This window comes from Dermatophilaceae bacterium Soc4.6 (assembly GCA_039889245.1).
Lineage (GTDB): Bacteria > Actinomycetota > Actinomycetes > Actinomycetales > Dermatophilaceae > Lapillicoccus.
On the sequence record JAZGVH010000002.1, the window covers coordinates 817,203 to 833,688 of the forward strand.

Sequence of the window (16,486 nt, forward strand, 5' to 3'; positions counted from 1 at the left end):
CTCAGATCCCCGGGCAGCCGTTGGGCGGGTCGATGCGGTAGAGCGTCATCATCCCTCCGAAGGTTGCGCCGTAGTTGGTGGCTTGCTGCAGGGCGTGGCTGTGCGCGATGTGGTAGTACTCGCCGCACTGGTTGTTGTCCGTGATGTTGGTCGGCAGGTCGCCCTTGGTGCCGAGGTAGGGGCTCTCGCTGAACCACGTGTCGGTCCCCACCAGGATCTGGTCGGTGATGCGGGGGATCTCGGTCGGGATCGGGTTGTACCCCGGGGCCGACGAGTCGCCTCCCTGCCAGTGCTCCGCGTCACGCCAGTCGAAGAGCACGTCGAGGGTCTGCCCCGGCGCGATGTTGATGTCGTACTTGTTGTACGACAGGTCCTGCCCTGTGGGTCCCTGGAGGGCCTGACCATCGGCGTCGATGACGCGCTCGTCGCTGCCGTGGGGGTGGAACGGGTAGTTGACCCGTCCGGCGTTGAGGTACCTGATGTTGGCGGGCAGGAGGTTGACCGCGCTGTACGGCTTGATGTGGACCATCGCGCCGTACGGCTGGTTGGGCAGCCACGTGGCGTTGTTGGGCGCCAGGGTGTCGGGCATGCTGCGCCCGTTGATCATGTAGTAGCGGGCCCGGTAGCTGGCCCAGTCGACGGCCTGGTGACGCTCCACGGCCAGGTGCACGTCGGGGTCGACCTCCGAGAGCAGGAAGACGTACTCGTGATCCGGGCTGTAGGCGGAGTCCGAACGGGCGTTGACGTGTCCGGCCCCGGAGGGGGGCCGCACGACGAGGGCACCGTAGAGGCCCATCTGCTGCTGCTTGTCGGCGTCCGTGCCGCTCTGGTAGAGGTACGTACCGGGCGAGCCGGCCGTGAAGGTGTACGTCACCGCCCCCACGGTGGTGCCGTTGCCGGCCTCGGCGGACTGCACCATGGAGGTCATCGCCCCACTGGTGGTGAGCTGGGGCTCGACCGGCTGGTTGTCGGCCTTGACGTCCTTCTGGCCGGGGAAGACGATCGACGTCGCCTCGGGTAGGTGGTTGTGCAGGGTGACCGAGACCGTGGCGCCGGTGGTGACGCAGAGGACCGGGCCGGGGAACTGGAAGGCGCGCTGCGTCTCGTCGGCGTAGCTCCACGTGTAGATGGAGTTGCCGTCCGGCGTCGAGATGTAGCCGTCGTCGGCAGTGAGGACGAAGCTGTTGTGGGTGTTCTGGTCACAGAGCAGACCCTCGGAGGTGGCCGCTTGCGCCGCGCCAGGGGTCACCGCCGCGGCCGCGCCCACCATGGCGAGGACCACGGCCGCGAGACCGAGTCGGGCCGTGACCGGTCGGGTCCGTCCGAAAGACGGGCGCAGGGTGCTGAGCAGCTTGGTCATCGTCACACCGCCGTCACGTCGTTGGGGTAGTTGGCTTGGGGCAGGTCGTTGGGGCCGACCTGGGGCAGGACGGCGGAGGAGACGACGATGTGCGTGAGCATGCCGCCGTAGCCCGTCCCCCCACCGTTGGACAGGAAGCTGTAGTCGCGGTCGTAGAGCAGGTACGTGCCCTCCTTGTCGGGGGCCGTGAAGATCACGTCGCGGCTCTCGCCCGCGCCGACCGTGACCGTGTTGGTCGTCTGGTAGTTCGTGACCCCGTCGCGGCCCTTGAGCAGGCTCGCGTCCTTCGCGATCACGGTCAGGTCGATGTCGTCGCACGTCATCGAGTGGTCGTTGTAGCTGAGGCTCGACAGCCGCAGGAGCACGCGCTCGCCGGGCCGGGCCTGGATCAGCGACGTGATCGGCTGGAACTGCAGTCCTCCCGCGTCGGTCGACAGGGGGTTGCCGTTCGGCGCGACCGTGTCGGGGTAGGAGCGCCCGTTGAGGCAGGAGAACGACGGCTCGAAGTCGGTCCAGTCGCTCACCTGGATGTGGGCGTCGCGCCAGTGGGCGGCCGACCAGATCTCGGACATCATGAAGGCGTACTCGCGGTCGTAGCGGGTCGATCCGTCGCCGTCGTTGTAGGCGTACTTCCCGGCGGGGATGACGTTGCCGTCGGCGCCGGTCGAGAGGCCCTTGTTCTGCTTCGGCCGCACGAACACCATCCCCGTCATGCCCATCTGCACGTGCTCCACGTCCTCGAAGTGGCAGTGGTACATGTACGTCCCTGCGTCGTGGACGCGGTAGAAGTACTCGAAGTCGCGCCCGATCGGCACCGACAGCGACAGCTCGGGTACCCCGTCGAACAGCGGGATGGCGTTCACGAAGCCGTGCCAGTGCAGGGTGTGCCCGTCGTAGAGGTCGGGGCGCAGCACGAGGCCGAGGTTGCTGAGGGTGACGATGATGTTGTCCTCCTCGTCGAACCACATCATCGGGGCGCTGATCTGGGCGTGACCGCGCAGCCCCGCCACCCCCACGGCGTCGAGGCCGGTTGCGTCGCGGAACCCGAACACGTAGGTGTTGAGCCCATCGGGAGCCAGGGCGTCCGGGAAGAAGGGCGCGTCGGCCGGCGCACCTCCACCGGTCGCGTCGTAGACGGGGTTGCTGGCGTCGGGCATCCGGCTCCACCCGTCGGTGCCGACCAGGTGGACGTGCTTGGGGTCGGCGGCGGTGCCGGCCCCGGTGACGGTGGCCATCGCCGCCGGTGCGAGAGCGGGGGTGGTGGCCAGTGCAGGGTTCGCGAGCCGTGACCCCAGGGCGATGGCCCCCACCGACCCGGCACCCGCCAGGAACCCTCGCCTGGTCAGTCGGGCGTTGTTGGGCAGCTTCATGATCGTGCCTTCTCTCCAGTGCCGGCCGGCTGACCGGGCTCGAGGTGGGTGGTGGGTGGGGTGAGGGCGGGGGTGGTCACGGGACCACCTGGTCCGACCCGGCGTCGTACCGGGTGGATGCCCCGGGCCGGATGTCGCCGTCGATGTCGAGCCCCGGTGCCGAGACGGTGTAGGTCGTGGTCCGGACGCCCTGGGTCGAGTTGGCCGTCTGACCACCCCACTGGACGAACGTCGAGCCCACTCCGTAGCCCTTGGCCTGGGTGTCGGTCGACATGAGGTGGTAGTCGCCGAGCTGGTCGTACTGCAGGTAGGCCGTGACGATGGCCGCCTGACGGAACTGCGGGTTGGCCCGCAGAGCGAGGACGCTGACCGTGACGTCGTACGGCGAGACGAACGGGTTCGCGGCCACCTGCTTGTACGACGACCCCGAGAGGTACTGGGTGTGGCCGGGGTCGTCGAACACGGTGCCCACCGGCGCCAGCGTCATGGGAGCGGTGGCACCGGCCGCCTGGTCGACGACCTGCACGTCCCAGTTGATCTTGTCGCCGGCGCCGATGCCCGTGACGACCCCGCCGTAGTAGCTGCCGGCCCGGTTGTCGACGAAGACGTCGTTGAGCAGGATGGGTCGGCAGAACCCGAGCCAGCTCGACTGCGGGCTGCCGTCGGCCGAGAGCCGGGTGGAGACGAGGTAGTCGTTGGTCCGGTAGCTCGTGGCACCGACCTTCTTGACTCCGGTGAAGACCGAGTTGACCCAGGCCTGGAGCGGGCCGCTGACCGCGGCGGTCGTGAGGCCCGCGGCGGCTGGCGTGCCGTCGCTGGTCGTCGCCGTGGCGGTCGTGATGTTCTTGGCCACGGTGGTGTCGGTGACGTCGACGAACAGGGCGTCGTCGATGGCGATGCCACCGCCCTCGTGGGCCGAGATGTTGTTGACGATCGTGTCGTTGGTGATCGAGATCCGCCCCAGACCTCGTGGGCCGACGTTGCTGCCGGAGGCCTGGAGGAGCCGGATGCCGCCCCCGTCATCGTTGGCCAGGTTGGCCTGGATGACGTTGGCGTCGATCGAGACCGGGCCCGTCCCGGGCGAGAGATCGGTGGGCGTCGGGGGCAGCTCGCCGGCGATCATGACGCCACCACCCTCGTCGTAGGACTGGTTGAACCAGACCCGGTTGTGGCTGATCTGCCCGCCGCTCGACCTCGTGAAGGAGTTGCCTCCACCGATGGTCGCGGACCCCCCTGTGCTCGAGGTCGTCTGGCCCATGTAGCCGAAGGCGGAGATGCCGCCGCCGTACTCCGAGGAGTGGTTGCCGCAGACCGCGTTGGCGTCGACCAGGTAGCCGTTGGACCCGGTGAAGAGGCCGATGCCGCCGGCGAGGTTGGTGCCACCGTTGTCACGCACCTGGTTGTGGGCGATGACGATGCCGTAGTTGTGGTTGTTGCCGACGTAGGGCGTACCCACCCGGATCCCACCGGCGTAGGAGCCGCCGTTGCCGACGATGACGTTGTCGGTGAGCGACAGCCCGTCGACGTTGGCGTGCACGTAGATGCCACCACCCTGGGTGATGAGCGCTCCCACCGCGCCGTACGGCGTGGTGTTGGCACCGGTCAGGGTGTTGAGCGAGGCGACGATGTTGCTCTGGATGCCGCCGGTCACCTGGAACCCGTCGAAGCTGGCGCGCCACGAGCTGGAAGGGCCGATGTCGTTCGTCGGGCTGAGGAAGGTCACCACCGCCGCGTCCGGCACGGCCGGGTCGCCCTTGTAGGGCAGGCTCGCGAGCAGGTTGAGCCAGTTGGTGCCCGTATCGCCATCGGGGTTGAAGGTCGACCCGTCGATGATCGTGCCCGGCACGTACTGCGAGCCCAGGAAGCCACCGGGGCCGACGCCCTGGACGTGGATGCGACCGTCGACGATGACGTTCTCGAGATACTCACCTCGCGGGGCCAGTGACGTGGACGTGCCGGGGTAGACGACGACGAGGGAGTAGGGCTTGCCCGTCCGCAGACCATCCTGAGCCGCGTTGACCCCGGCCTGGATAGTGAGGTAGGTCCGGCCGGGCCCGACCTCGTAGACCGCCGGGTTGTTGGCGCTGTTCTTTCCTGTACCGGACACAACCTGGAGCGTGAGCGCGTTGTAGGCCGAGACGCCGGCCGTCGTCGTGATCGTGATCGGCAGGGCGCCCGTCGTCGCCGGGGCGAGGAACGAGATGGACGTGTCGCTCCAGTCGGTGCTGAAGATCTGCGCCGTGTTGACCGTCAGGGTGCCCGGGGTGCTGCCGAAGTGCTGGCCCCGGATCGTGACCGTCTTGGCGGTGGTCGTGGTCGCCGTGTGGCTGTTGACGACCGGCTTGTCGACGGCGAAGACCTGGGGGGTGGTGTCGGGAAGGTCGCAGACCGTGCTGCCCACCGGGGTCGTGTCGGGGGTGAGGATGGTCGAGGCCACCTGGGTCGGTGCCTCGTCGGTCACGGTGTAGAGACCGGGCCAGGCCTGGAAGTTGGCGGCGATGGTGCGGAAGCGCGGGTTGTAGTCCGGGTTGGGGGCCCCGGCGCCGCCGGGGTCGTTGCCGACGAACCGATACATGCCGGGGCACGGGCCTGCCGGCAGCGGGCAGTTGTAGCTGCCGGTCGACGGCTCGAGCGCCTCGTAGACCCCGTTGTAGTCGGTGTGCGTGGTGTCGGTGAGGTTGCCGAACGCGTCGTAGAGGCCGACCGGCACGTAGGGCATGCCCTGCGCCTCGCCGTAGTTGACGCTCGTCTTGTCGAGGGTGAGCCCGAGGTCGTTGAGGGTCAGGCCCCAGAAGTGGGTCGGCATCGGCACGTCGGTAAAGAGGTTGAAGTTCGGCGCGGTCGCCTGGCCGTCACGGACGGTGACCAGCTTGTCCTGGCAGGACGGTCGGAGCTGGCCCTCGAAGGGGCTGCCGCCATTGTCGAGGAAGTCCTGGTTCGTGACCTTGACCCGGTGGGTGGCGCCGACGCAGTCCGAGATGATGCCCGCGCCCTGCGAGGGCGGCTGCGGCGGGAGTGGTTGGCTTCCGGGGCCCCCGGGGACACCACCGGCCTCGGCGGGTGGCACCGGGTAGTCCTCGACCGGCACGTAGCTGTCTCCGCTGAAGACGTTGACGTCCTCCTCGGAGGTGACCTTGTACTGGGGAGTGTGGGGCCCGAACTTGTTGTCGGGGATCTCGACGCTGACGATGTAGTCGCCGGCCGCGAGACCCGAGAAGCCGTAGTTGCCGTTGACCGAGGTCGACGCCTGTCCAGGGGTCGCGTCACTTGGGCCCATGGCCACGCCAGCCATGGGCGCCTCGACACAGGTGATGTCGGGGTTGCCCTGCTGCGGGAGGGCGAGCTGGTCGGTGAGCGGCTTGCCGTTCCACTGGGTGGCGGTGCAGCCCTTGGGAGCCTGCCAGCCCTCGGTCGGGTACTGGTCGATCATGTCGCCCTTGGCCAGGGCCCCGGTCGACGAGTCGATCTCGTAGCCCTTGTCGGAGCACGCGACTCCGGTGTGGGTGCCACAGGCCACCGGGGCGAAGAGGTCCACCATGAGCCCCGGGATGCCCGGCTGGTAGCTCTCGCTGACGGCGTCCTTCGGGTCGAGCTCGTTACGGGTCGTGTCGTAGCTCACGGTGCCGGCGATGCCACCGTTCGTACCCTTGGCGTAGGGCGTGACGCCCCAGTTGACCTCACCCCCGATGCCGATGATGGGCAGGAAGTTGAAGTCGACGAGACCGCCCAGCGTCGTGGTGGAGGTCTTCTCGTTCTCACCGCGGTAGGTGATCCCGGTTGTCTGGTAGCGGGTGTTGAAGGCCTCGAGGACGAGGAACTTGCCGAGCGGGTAGGCCTCCTTGATCTCGTACTTGCCCTGGTCGTCCGTGGTGACGGTGTTGAGGGCCTGGTCCATGACCGAGTTGTCGCGCTCGCGCACGGTCAGGGTGAAGTTGGGCACCCCGGCCTCGCCCGGGTCCTGGACCCCGTTGCCGTTGTCGTCGACGAAGATGGTGCCGTGCATGTGGGTGAACCAGCCCACCAGGGGGACGAGGCCGACGTCGAGTGCCTTGCCTCCGTCGACGGTGATGTTGAAGCTGTAGATGATGTAGTCCTGGTCCTGGTCCCACGCGGTCAGCTGGTAGCTGCCGTCGGGCACGTGCGGGATGGCGAAGCTGCTGTCGGGGTTGCCGCGACCGACGAAGACCTGCGCGTCTCCGTGGTTGAGGTCGGACAGCCCGATCCAGGGGGACGCGATCGGTGCCCCGAGCTTCGATCCGGCGAGGCCGATCTCGCCGGCGTTGGCCTGGCCACCGGTGCCGGCGATGTAGGTGAGCTGGGCGTTGACGTGGCCACTGACCGTCGCCCCACCGGTGGCCGGCAGCGTGCTGCCGACGTGGACGAAGCCGAACTTGGTGGCGGGGACCGGCTCGGCGGCCTTCAGCACCTCGTTGTCGAGGCCGCTGTCACCGGCCTGGACCCAGATGTCGTGGTCGTGCGTCCCCTCGAGGGTGGTCGTCTGCGACCACTGCGTGGTCTGGCCCTTGGGCGGGGCGATGGTGGCGCCGTAGCGGTCCTCGCCCAGGTTGGGAATGGTGACGACACCATTTTTGTCGCTCAGGCACTTGCCGGTGACGTTGGGGGTGTCGATCAGAGGGCGTCCGTCGGGCCCGTACTTGACGGCACCGAGCACGCGACCAGCCGGGGCGGGGTAGTGCTGGTAGGGCGTGCAGAGCGGGTTGCCGAAGTAGTCGGTGCTGACCAGGCCGAAGACGTCGGCGAGGGTGGCGGTGAAGTTCTGCAGCCCGCCCTCGGCGTCAGCCTCGTAGGTCCCGTCGATCGGGGCTGAGTCGTTGTAGACCTGGATCTTGATGGTGCCGAGCGGCAACGGGGTCGGCAGCATCTTGACCACGACAGCCTGGCTCGCGGCAACCGTGCCGTCGACCGTGAAGTGGGCGCCCGCGATCTTGTAGTTGTCGGCCGTGACCGAGATGAGGTACTTGCCGGCGTCGAGGGCGACGCTCTTGGCACCACTGAGGTCGGCCTGGTTGCCCTGGGCGACGACCTCGGTCCAGCCGTTCACCTTGCGGATGCTCGGCCACGGGCAGTCCGCCGCGAGGTCGGCCGTAGCCGAGCTGGCGCCGCCCGGCGCGCCCTGCGGTAGGCACTTGGTCGTGCCCTTGTTGGTCGCCGTGCCGGGGTCGCCCGTGTCGTCCCGGTTGATCATCCACTTGTAGTCGGTGATCGGTGTGCCGGCCGGCACACCGGCCAGGTCCCTGAGGCTCTGAACCCCGAGGGTGATGCTCGCGGGACCCGGGGCCGCGGCAGCGACCGCTGGAGCCGCAGGGAGCGCAGGCGCTGCGCTGGCGAGGGTCACCCCTCCTCCACCCAGCACCACGAGTGCACCGGTGAGCAACGAGATGACCACCCGACGAGAGCGGACGACACGAGCCATGACGGACCCCAATTCCACGATCTTCCAGACGGATGTCTGCAGCCGAAGACTGCACCCGCCGACGTCGTCAACGGCCGTGTCCACAGGCATCTCTCACGTCACGGTCATGGTGCCGTCATGCGAAGGTCATCTTTCGGTATGCGAAGCGCCTGAAAACGACATTTCGTAAAAGGCTTCCCTCGCCGATCCCGAGCACGTCATACTCGCGCTGGGTGCTGAAGAGAGAGACGATGGGGTTGCTCGGGTGAGCTCGATTCTGGTGATCGACGACGAAGAACGAATGCGTGCACTGCTCTCGAGGGCTCTTGAGCAGCACGGCTACCGAGTGGTGCTCGCCGCCGACTCGGCCCAGGCCGAGATGAGGCTGCGCACGGAGACGATCGACCTCGTGCTGCTGGACCTCGTGCTCGGCACGGAGAACGGCCTGACCCTGCTCGGTCGGCTGCGTCGCGACCACCCCGACCTGTCGGTCATCGTCGTCTCCGGCGTGACCGACGTGGCCCTGCGGGTTCAGGCGCTCGACCGGGGAGCCATCGACGTGGTGGCCAAGCCGTTCAACCTCGTGGAGCTCACGGCGAGGGTGCGACGCCACCTCGAGGTGGGGACGACGGACGGGAGTCGCTACCTCGAGGGGGGAGGTCTGCGCCTCGACCTCTCGCGGCGGGTCGTCGTCGGGCCGGACGGCACCCGATCCCTCGCCGAGCGCGAGGCAGCCCTGCTGGCCCACCTCATGCGCCGGCGCGGCGACGTCTGCACGCGCGAGGAGCTGCTGCACTCGGTGTGGGGTCTCGACTTCGACCCCGGCTCGAACCTCGTCGACGTCAGCATCAGGCGCCTGCGCCTCAAGGTGGGGGGTCTCCCGATGGAGACGGTCCGCGGGGTCGGCTACTGCTTCGTCGGCGTGTAGCCCGGCTGCCGACATGACCAGCCTCTCCGTAGCGGCCACTCGGGCCACCGTCACGCTGTCGCTCTCACGGCGCACCTACCTCGCCTGGGGCCTGCTCGCCATCTGCTGCGCCGTCCTGATGTGGGAGCTGCCGGGTGACGAGACGATCCCCTACCACGTGGCCTGGGCGGGATTCGCGCTGGCCTTCGGAGCCCGGGTGTGGTCGATGACCCAGGCGTGGCTGGCCCTGGCGATCTTCACCGCGGTGACCGGCGGCATCCTCGCGGTCCGGGTCGCCGAGGGGGTACTTCTGTGGCAGGAGATCACCGAGGTGCCCCTGATGTCGCTGATCATGGCCCTGCTCGTGCTCAACGTGCGCCGTCGACAGGACGCCCTGCGGGTCGTCACGTCGGTCGCCCACCGCCAGAAGCAGCAAGCCGCCGACCAGGTCCTGCTCACCCGTCTGACCTCGCACGAGATGAGATCACCCCTGACCATCGCGTCCGGCTATCTCGAGCTGTTGCGCCTCAGCGAGCCCGATGCCCGCAGGGCCGATGACCTCGACATCGTCCGTGAGGAGCTCGAACGGGTCACCCGCACCACGGAGCGGCTGCTGCGCGTGATCCGGCTGCAGCACCAGCCCGGCACCGAGACGATCGACATGCCCGGTGTCGTCGCCGAGACCGTCCGGCGCTGGGCAGGGATGATGCAACGGCAGTGGGTGGTCGACGCCGACGGAGCCGGAGAGCTGGTCGGGAGCCCGGAGCGGATGCGAGTCGTGCTCGACACCCTCGTCGAGAACGCCATCCGCTACACCGCGACCGGCGACACCATCCGCGTCCACGCGTCGCAGGCCCGCGGCACCCTGGTCCTGGGCGTCGCGGACTCCGGGCCGGGCATCAGCGCCTCGCGTCGCATCTGGCTCAACGCGGAAGGCACCTCCGAGGGCTTCAGTCCTCCCCTCGAGGGCGACGCCCGCACCCAGACCGGCCTCGGTCTCGGGATCGTCCGCAGCGTGGCGGTCGCGCGCGGAGGACGGCTCATGGTGGATCAGGCCCGCGAAGGGGGAGCCTTCGTGGCGATCAGCGTCCCGCTGGCGACGACAGACGCTCGACCGATCCAGACCGCGATGCTGGACTCGGCCCTGCGCACGCTCCCCCCCGCCCGCCAGGCAACGGGCTGAAGGGGACCGACCCGCACCTCAGTGGCCGGTGAAGACCGCCTTGCCCGGGCCCTGCTCGACGAAGGAGGTCATCCCGGCCGTGCGGTCGTGGGTGGCGAAGAGACCCGCGAAGAGCATCCGCTCGATCTCGAGACCGGTCTCGAGATCGACCTCGACACCACGGTCGATGGCCTCCTTCGCCGCCCGCAGCGCATAGGCCGGGCCGCCGACGAAGGTCTTCATCCACTCGACCGACGCGCTGTAGACCTGGTCAGCGGGCACGACCCTGTCGACCAGCCCGATCGCGAGCGCCTCGTCGGTGTCGACGAAGCGCCCGGAGAAGATGATGTCCTTGGCCTTCGCCAGACCGACGAGGCGCGAGAGACGCTGCGTGCCACCGGCGCCCGGGATGATGCCGAGCAGGACCTCGGGCTGGCCGAGCCGCGCGCCCTCCCCGACCACGCGGAAGTCGCAGGCGAGCGCGAGCTCGCAGCCTCCGCCGAGGGCGTATCCGGTGATCGCCGCCACCGTGGGCTTGGGGATGCGGGCGACCGCGGTGAGTGACGACTGCAGCGCGGCGGAGCGGTCGACCATGTCGGTGTAGGACATGGGCTGCATCTCCTTGATGTCGGCGCCGGCAGCGAAGACCCGCTCGCCTCCGTAGACGACAACGGCGGCGACGTCGGGGCGCTCGGCGGCCTCGGCCGCCGCAGCGCGGATCTCCTCCTGCACCTGCACCGACAGGGCATTCATCTTCGGCCGGTCGAGCCGGATCGTGCCGATGCCGCCGTCGACCTCCAGGCGCACGAACTCGGCAGCGCTGGTAGCCATCTCAGACCTCGTCCGACGGGCGGTGGCGAGGCTGGTACCCGTTGTCGGGTGGGGCAGGGGTCGACTGCGGCTGCGCCGCGGCCGCCGCCTCCGCGAGCCGCTGCTGCTCCTCCGGCGGGAGGAAGGAGGTGTGCCACATCTGCACGACCTCCATGATGATGTTGACGGTGATCTGGAAGAGCGGGGAGACGTCGGTGCCGACCGGCACCACGTGGTCACCCGACACGACGAGGTTCTCGCCGCTGTCGGTCGTGACCAGACCGACCTTGACGAGGTTGAGCTGCAGGCCGAAGTCGTTGCACCGCTGCAGGCGCAGCTCGTGGTCGTCGGGCACCTGCTCGCCGATCATCCACTGGCCGAAGACCCGCATGATCGGGAAGTCGCCGTCCTGGCAGCGCACGAACAGCTGCTGCGCCGGCTCGCCGATGACGAAGGAGAGGTCGCCGTCGGCGTCGATGTTGGGCTGCAGGCCCAGATCCGTGAGGGCGTCGAGGACGCGTCCCCGCAGCGGGTGCTCGTCCGCCGGCGGCGGGAAGTTCGGCAGGCTGGTGGGATCGCTCATGGTCCTAACCTAACGGGCCGTAGGCTGCGGAGCCATGCGACCCCCGACGCCGCCCCGACCGCTGCGCGACCTGCCGCCACCCGCCGGGATGACCTTGCGGCCCGGGGACGGAGCGGACTTCTGCGTCTACGCCGACCGCGCCGAGGCCGTCGAGGTCTGTCTCTTCGAGCCGGGTGACACCGACGGCTCCAGCGAGCGGCGGGTCGCGCTGGCCGAACGGGCGCACGGACACTGGTTCGGGCACCTGCCTGACGTCGGCGCCGGCCAGCGCTACGGGGTGCGGGTAGACGGCCCGTGGGACCCTGAGCGGGGCATGCGGCACAACCCGGCCAAGCTGCTGCTCGACCCCTACGCCAAGGCGGTCGAGGGGTCGGTCACGTGGGGACCGGAGGTCTTCGGCCACCGGGTCGGGGCCACCCTCGTCGGCGACCCTCGGCTGCGCGACGACCGCGACTCCGCGGCCTACGTGCCTCGGGGTGTCGTCGTCGACGACCACTTCGACTGGGGCGACGACCGTCCGCTGCAGCACCCGCTGACCGACTCTGTCGTCTACGAGACCCACGTCCGCAACCTCACCCGCGGGCTGCCCGGCGTGCCCGACGAGCTGCGGGGCACGTATGCCGGGCTGGCCCACGAGGCCACGATCGCCCACCTGCGCGGGCTGGGGGTCACGGCCGTCGAGCTGCTGCCGGTGCACGCCTTCACGAGCGAGCCGGCGCTCGGCCTGCGGGGCCTGAGCAACCACTGGGGCTACAACACCCTGGGGTTCTTCGCCCCGCACGCCGGGTATGCCGCCACGAACGACCCGCTGGCGGTCCTCGCCGAGTTCAAGGGCATGGTCAAGCTGCTGCACGCCGCGGGCATCGAGGTGATCCTCGACGTGGTCTACAACCACACCTGCGAGCAGGGATCGGACGGGGCGACCCTCAGCTGGCGCGGTCTCGACTCGCGGTCGTACTACCGCCTCGACGGCCGCGGACAGGACATCGACGTGACCGGCTGCGGCAACACGCTCGACGTGCGCCACCCCGTGGTCGCGCGGATGGTGCTCGACTCGCTGCGCTACTGGGTGCAGGAGTGCCACGTCGACGGCTTCCGCTTCGACCTCGCCGTCGCCCTCGCCCGCGGGCAGAACGACGACTTCGACCTCAACCACCCCTTCCTCGTCGCGCTGCGCACCGACCCGGTGCTCTCGCGCGTCAAGAACATCGCGGAGCCGTGGGACGTCGGCATGCACGGGTGGCGCACCGGCCAGTTCCCCCCTCCCTTCAGCGAGTGGAACGACCGCTACCGCGACGGCGTGCGCTCCTTCTGGCTGGCCGACCTCGGCGCCGACCCCGGCTCGGGGCACGGGGTGCAGGACCTCGCAACCCGGCTCGCCGGCTCACAGGACCTCTTCGGTCGCCGTGACCGCGGGCCCATCGCCTCGATCAACTTCGTCACGGCCCACGACGGCTTCACCGGTGCCGACCTGACCGCCTACGACGTCAAGCACAACGGCCCCAACGGCGAGGGCAACCGCGACGGCTCCGGGCACAACCTCTCGTGGAACCACGGCGTCGAGGGCCCCACCACCGACGAGGGGGTGCTCGCGGCCCGCCGCCGCTCGCAGCGCAACCTGCTCGGCACGCTGCTGGTCTCGACCGGGGTGCCGATGATCAACGCCGGCGACGAGATCGGACGCAGCCAGCACGGCAACAACAACGCCTACTGCCAGGACAACGACATCTCGTGGTTCGACTGGGACCTCGAGCCCTGGCAGGTCGACCTGCTCGAGACCACCCGCTTCCTCACGCGCCTGCGTCGCGAGCACCGGGTGCTGCGCCAGCGCACCTTCTTCTCGGGGCGGCCGGTGGCCGACGACGGGTCGGAGGACCTCGCCTGGTATGCCGCCGACGGCCGCCCCATGGACGACGGCGCCTGGGGCGACCCCGCCACCCGCACCCTGTCGATGTATCTGGACGGGGCGTGGCTGGGCGAGCCGGCCCTGCTGGTCGTGCTCCACGGCGGAGCCTCGGATACCGAGGTGACGCTGCCGCGCCCACCGGGCCTCACCGCCTACACGCTGCTGTGGGACTCGGTCTGGGAGCGGCCGCAGGAGCCGGCACCGGTCGACGTGACCGGGCCGACGCTGATGCGGGCCGCGTCGATGCGGGTCTACTCCGCGACCGACCCGACCTGAGCCGAGTGCGGTGCCCGCACGTGGCGCGGCCCGGTTGCGGCGCGCACTGGTGATCGAGCATGTCGACGGTCACCGTGGTGGTGGCGACGACGCACCAGGACGTTGGTCAGGTTGGTCGAGCTGAGGTTCTTCGGGGCCGGCGCGACGCCGGTCAGTCGATGACCGGCTGGGTGTTCCAGATGCGGTCGATGTAGTCGCGCATCGCCCGGTCGGAGGAGAAGAAGCCGCTGCGGGCGACGTTGAGGATCGCCGAGCGCGACCACCCGTCGGGGTCGGCGTAGGCGGCGTCGACCCGGTCCTGCGCCTCGATGTAGGCGGCGTAGTCGGCGAGGGCGAGGAAGCGGTCGTGGTGCAGCAGGTTGGAGACGACCGGCTCGAAGACCGCCTTGTCCCCGCGGGAGAACGTGCCCGCGGCAATGAGGTCGATGGCCGCCTTGAGCTGCGGGTCGGCCTCGTAGACGTCGTGCGGGTGGTAGCCCGCTGACTCGAGCTCGGCGACCTCGGGCTCGAGCATCCCGAAGAGGAAGAAGTTGTCGTCACCCACCAGACGGCGGATCTCGATGTTGGCGCCGTCGTCGGTGCCGATCGTCAGGGCACCGTTGAGGGCCAGCTTCATGTTGCCCGTGCCCGACGCCTCCTTGCCGGCCAGCGAGATCTGCTCGGACAGGTCGGCGGCCGGGATCAACCGCTCGGCCAGGGTGACGTTGTAGTTCGGCGGGAAGACCACGGTGAGGCGGCCCTCCACCCTCGGGTCCTCGTTGACCGTGCGGCCCACCGCGTTGATCAGGCCGATGATCTGCTTGGCCATCTGGTATCCGGGAGCGGCCTTGGCGCCGAAGAGGAAGGCGCGGGGTGTGACGTCGGCAGCGGCGACCTTGCCGCTGATGATCTGCTCGTAGAGCGTGACGATGTGCAGCACCTTGAGCGTCTGGCGCTTGTACTCGTGCAGCCGCTTGATCATCACGTCGAGCATGACGTCGGTCGGCATGACGATGCCGTCGCGGACCTTGAGGGTCTTGGCCAGCGTCTCCTTGTTGCGGGTCTTGACGTGGCGGAAGCGCTCACGGAAGGCCGCGTCCTCGGCGAAGGGCTCGAGGGCCGAGAGCTTGTCGAGGTCGGTGATCCAGCCCGGGCCGATGGCGTCGGTGATGAGGGTCGACAGGTTGCGGTTGGCCAGCCTGACGAACCGCCGGGGGGTCACCCCGTTGGTGACGTTGGTGAACTTGTCGGGGAAGACCTCGGAGAAGTCCGGGAGCACCTTGTCGCGCAGCAGCTGCGAGTGCAGCTCGGCGACGCCGTTGACCTTGGCCCCGGCGACGGTGGCCAGGTAGGCCATCCGCACCGTGCGCTCGCTGATGATCGACATGCGGCTCTGGCGCAGGGCGTCGCCGGGGAACTGCTCGGCGACCTGCTCCAGGAAGTCGTCGTTGATCCGCCGGATGATCTCGAGGTGGCGTGGCAGCAGTCGACCCATGAGGTCGAGGCTCCACTCCTCGAGCGCCTCGGGCAGCAGGGTGTGGCAGGTGTAGGCGAAGCACTGCTGGGTGATCTGCCAGGCCTGTTCCCACTCGAAGCCCTTGTCGTCCACCAGGATCCGCATCAGCTCGGGCACGGCGATGACTGGGTGCGTGTCGTTGAGCTGGAAGATCGCGCGCTCGGGCAGCAGGCGCAGGTCGAAGTCGGGCGGGAGCACCTGGTTGATGAAGTTGTGGACCGAGCAGGCGACGAAGAAGTACTGCTGCTGCAGCCGCAGCTCCTTGCCCTGGGGGGTCGAGTCCTCGGGGTAGAGCACCATCGAGATCTTCTCGGCGAACGTCTGACCGCGCACGGCCTCGACGTAGTCGCCGGCGTTGAAGACGTCGAGGTTGAAGCCGCGGGTCGCCTTGGCGCTCCACAGGCGCAGGGTGTTGACCCGGCCGTTGCGGTAGCCCGGGACCATGTAGTTGTAGGGGACGCCCTGCACGTCCCAGTCGGGCAGCCACCGCGTGCGGGTGGTGCCGTCCTCGTCGTCATAGCGCTCCGTCGTCCCGCCGAAGCAGACCCGCACCGCGTGCTCCGGGTGGGGGAACTCCCACGGGTTGCCGAGCGCGAGCCAGGGGTCGCTGTCCTCGCGCTGCCAGCCGTCCTCGAAGGACTGCCTGAAGATGCCGTACTCGTAGCGGATGCCGTAGCCGATGCACGGCACCGACATCGTGGCGAGCGAGTCGACGAAGCAGGCGGCGAGACGACCGAGGCCGCCGTTGCCGAGCCCCGGCTCGATCTCCTGGGCGCGTAGCTGCGACAACGAGATTCCCAGCTGGCCGAGCCCCTCCTCGACGATGGCGTCCATGTCGGAGGCGAGGATGGCGTTGTCGAGCTGCCGGCCCAGCAGGTACTCGGCCGAGAGGTAGCAGATGGTCTTGGCCTGGCGGTCCCACTGCTTGGCCAGCGTCGTCATCCACCGCGACTGCAGGTGGTGGCGCACGGTGCGGGCCAGCGCGAGGTACTGGTCGTTGACCGAGCTGCGGTTGAGGCTGACACCCTGGCCGTAGTTGAGCTCGCGCAGGAACTCTCCGACGAAGCCCTCCACGCTGTGACGGGGGGTGACGAGGTCGAGGTCGTCGGGTCGGGGCCGGTCGACGGGCGACGGCGGGGACACCACGGGCGTGTCAGTCACAAGAAATCTCCTAGCTCCTCGGGCGGGACGTCGAGAACGCCGT

Annotated in this window: 9 protein-coding genes; 3 read left to right on the top strand and 6 right to left on the bottom strand. The window is 69.1% G+C overall.

Features of this window, described 5'->3' with window-relative positions:
* Position 1: 1 nt before the first annotated feature.
* The 3 genes from V3N99_03890 to V3N99_03900 all read right to left on the bottom strand — a co-directional run bounded on the left by V3N99_03890 (position 2) and on the right by V3N99_03900 (position 8,164).
* The gene (locus tag V3N99_03890) at positions 2-1,360 is read right to left on the bottom strand and encodes a multicopper oxidase domain-containing protein (GenBank protein ID MEO3935882.1); all 1,359 of its coding nucleotides are present in this window, start codon (positions 1,358-1,360) and stop codon (positions 2-4) included.
* A 2-nt stretch (positions 1,361-1,362) separates the two neighbouring features.
* Positions 1,363-2,730: a multicopper oxidase domain-containing protein gene (locus tag V3N99_03895; GenBank protein ID MEO3935883.1), complete on the bottom strand. Its 1,368-nt coding sequence runs from the start codon at positions 2,728-2,730 to the stop codon at positions 1,363-1,365.
* A gap of 76 nt (positions 2,731-2,806) precedes the next feature.
* Positions 2,807-8,164, bottom strand: coding sequence for an SdrD B-like domain-containing protein (locus tag V3N99_03900; GenBank protein MEO3935884.1), 5,358 nt, complete (start codon positions 8,162-8,164; stop codon positions 2,807-2,809).
* A gap of 244 nt (positions 8,165-8,408) precedes the next feature.
* Here V3N99_03900 and V3N99_03905 point away from each other — a divergent pair, with 244 nt between their 5' ends.
* Positions 8,409-9,071, top strand: coding sequence for a response regulator transcription factor (locus V3N99_03905; protein ID MEO3935885.1), 663 nt, complete (start codon positions 8,409-8,411; stop codon positions 9,069-9,071).
* 13 nt (positions 9,072-9,084) lie between these two features.
* Entirely contained in the window at positions 9,085-10,233 is a 1,149-nt protein-coding gene (locus tag V3N99_03910) for a HAMP domain-containing sensor histidine kinase (GenBank protein MEO3935886.1), read from the top strand.
* 18 nt (positions 10,234-10,251) lie between these two features.
* On the opposite strand, the gene V3N99_03915 is transcribed toward V3N99_03910, so the two are convergent.
* Both V3N99_03915 and V3N99_03920 read right to left on the bottom strand, forming a co-directional pair.
* Entirely contained in the window at positions 10,252-11,043 is a 792-nt protein-coding gene (locus tag V3N99_03915; protein ID MEO3935887.1) for an enoyl-CoA hydratase-related protein, read from the bottom strand.
* 1 nt (position 11,044) lies between these two features.
* Positions 11,045-11,605: a hypothetical protein gene (locus V3N99_03920; protein MEO3935888.1), complete on the bottom strand. Its 561-nt coding sequence runs from the start codon at positions 11,603-11,605 to the stop codon at positions 11,045-11,047.
* Between the two features lie 34 nt (positions 11,606-11,639).
* Between V3N99_03920 and glgX the strand changes: the two genes are divergently transcribed.
* Entirely contained in the window at positions 11,640-13,787 is a 2,148-nt protein-coding gene (glgX, locus tag V3N99_03925; GenBank protein MEO3935889.1) for a glycogen debranching protein GlgX, read from the top strand.
* 151 nt (positions 13,788-13,938) lie between these two features.
* Here glgX and V3N99_03930 read toward each other — a convergent pair whose 3' ends face one another.
* Entirely contained in the window at positions 13,939-16,356 is a 2,418-nt protein-coding gene (locus V3N99_03930; GenBank protein MEO3935890.1) for a glycogen/starch/alpha-glucan phosphorylase, read from the bottom strand.
* Positions 16,357-16,486 lie beyond the last annotated feature (130 nt).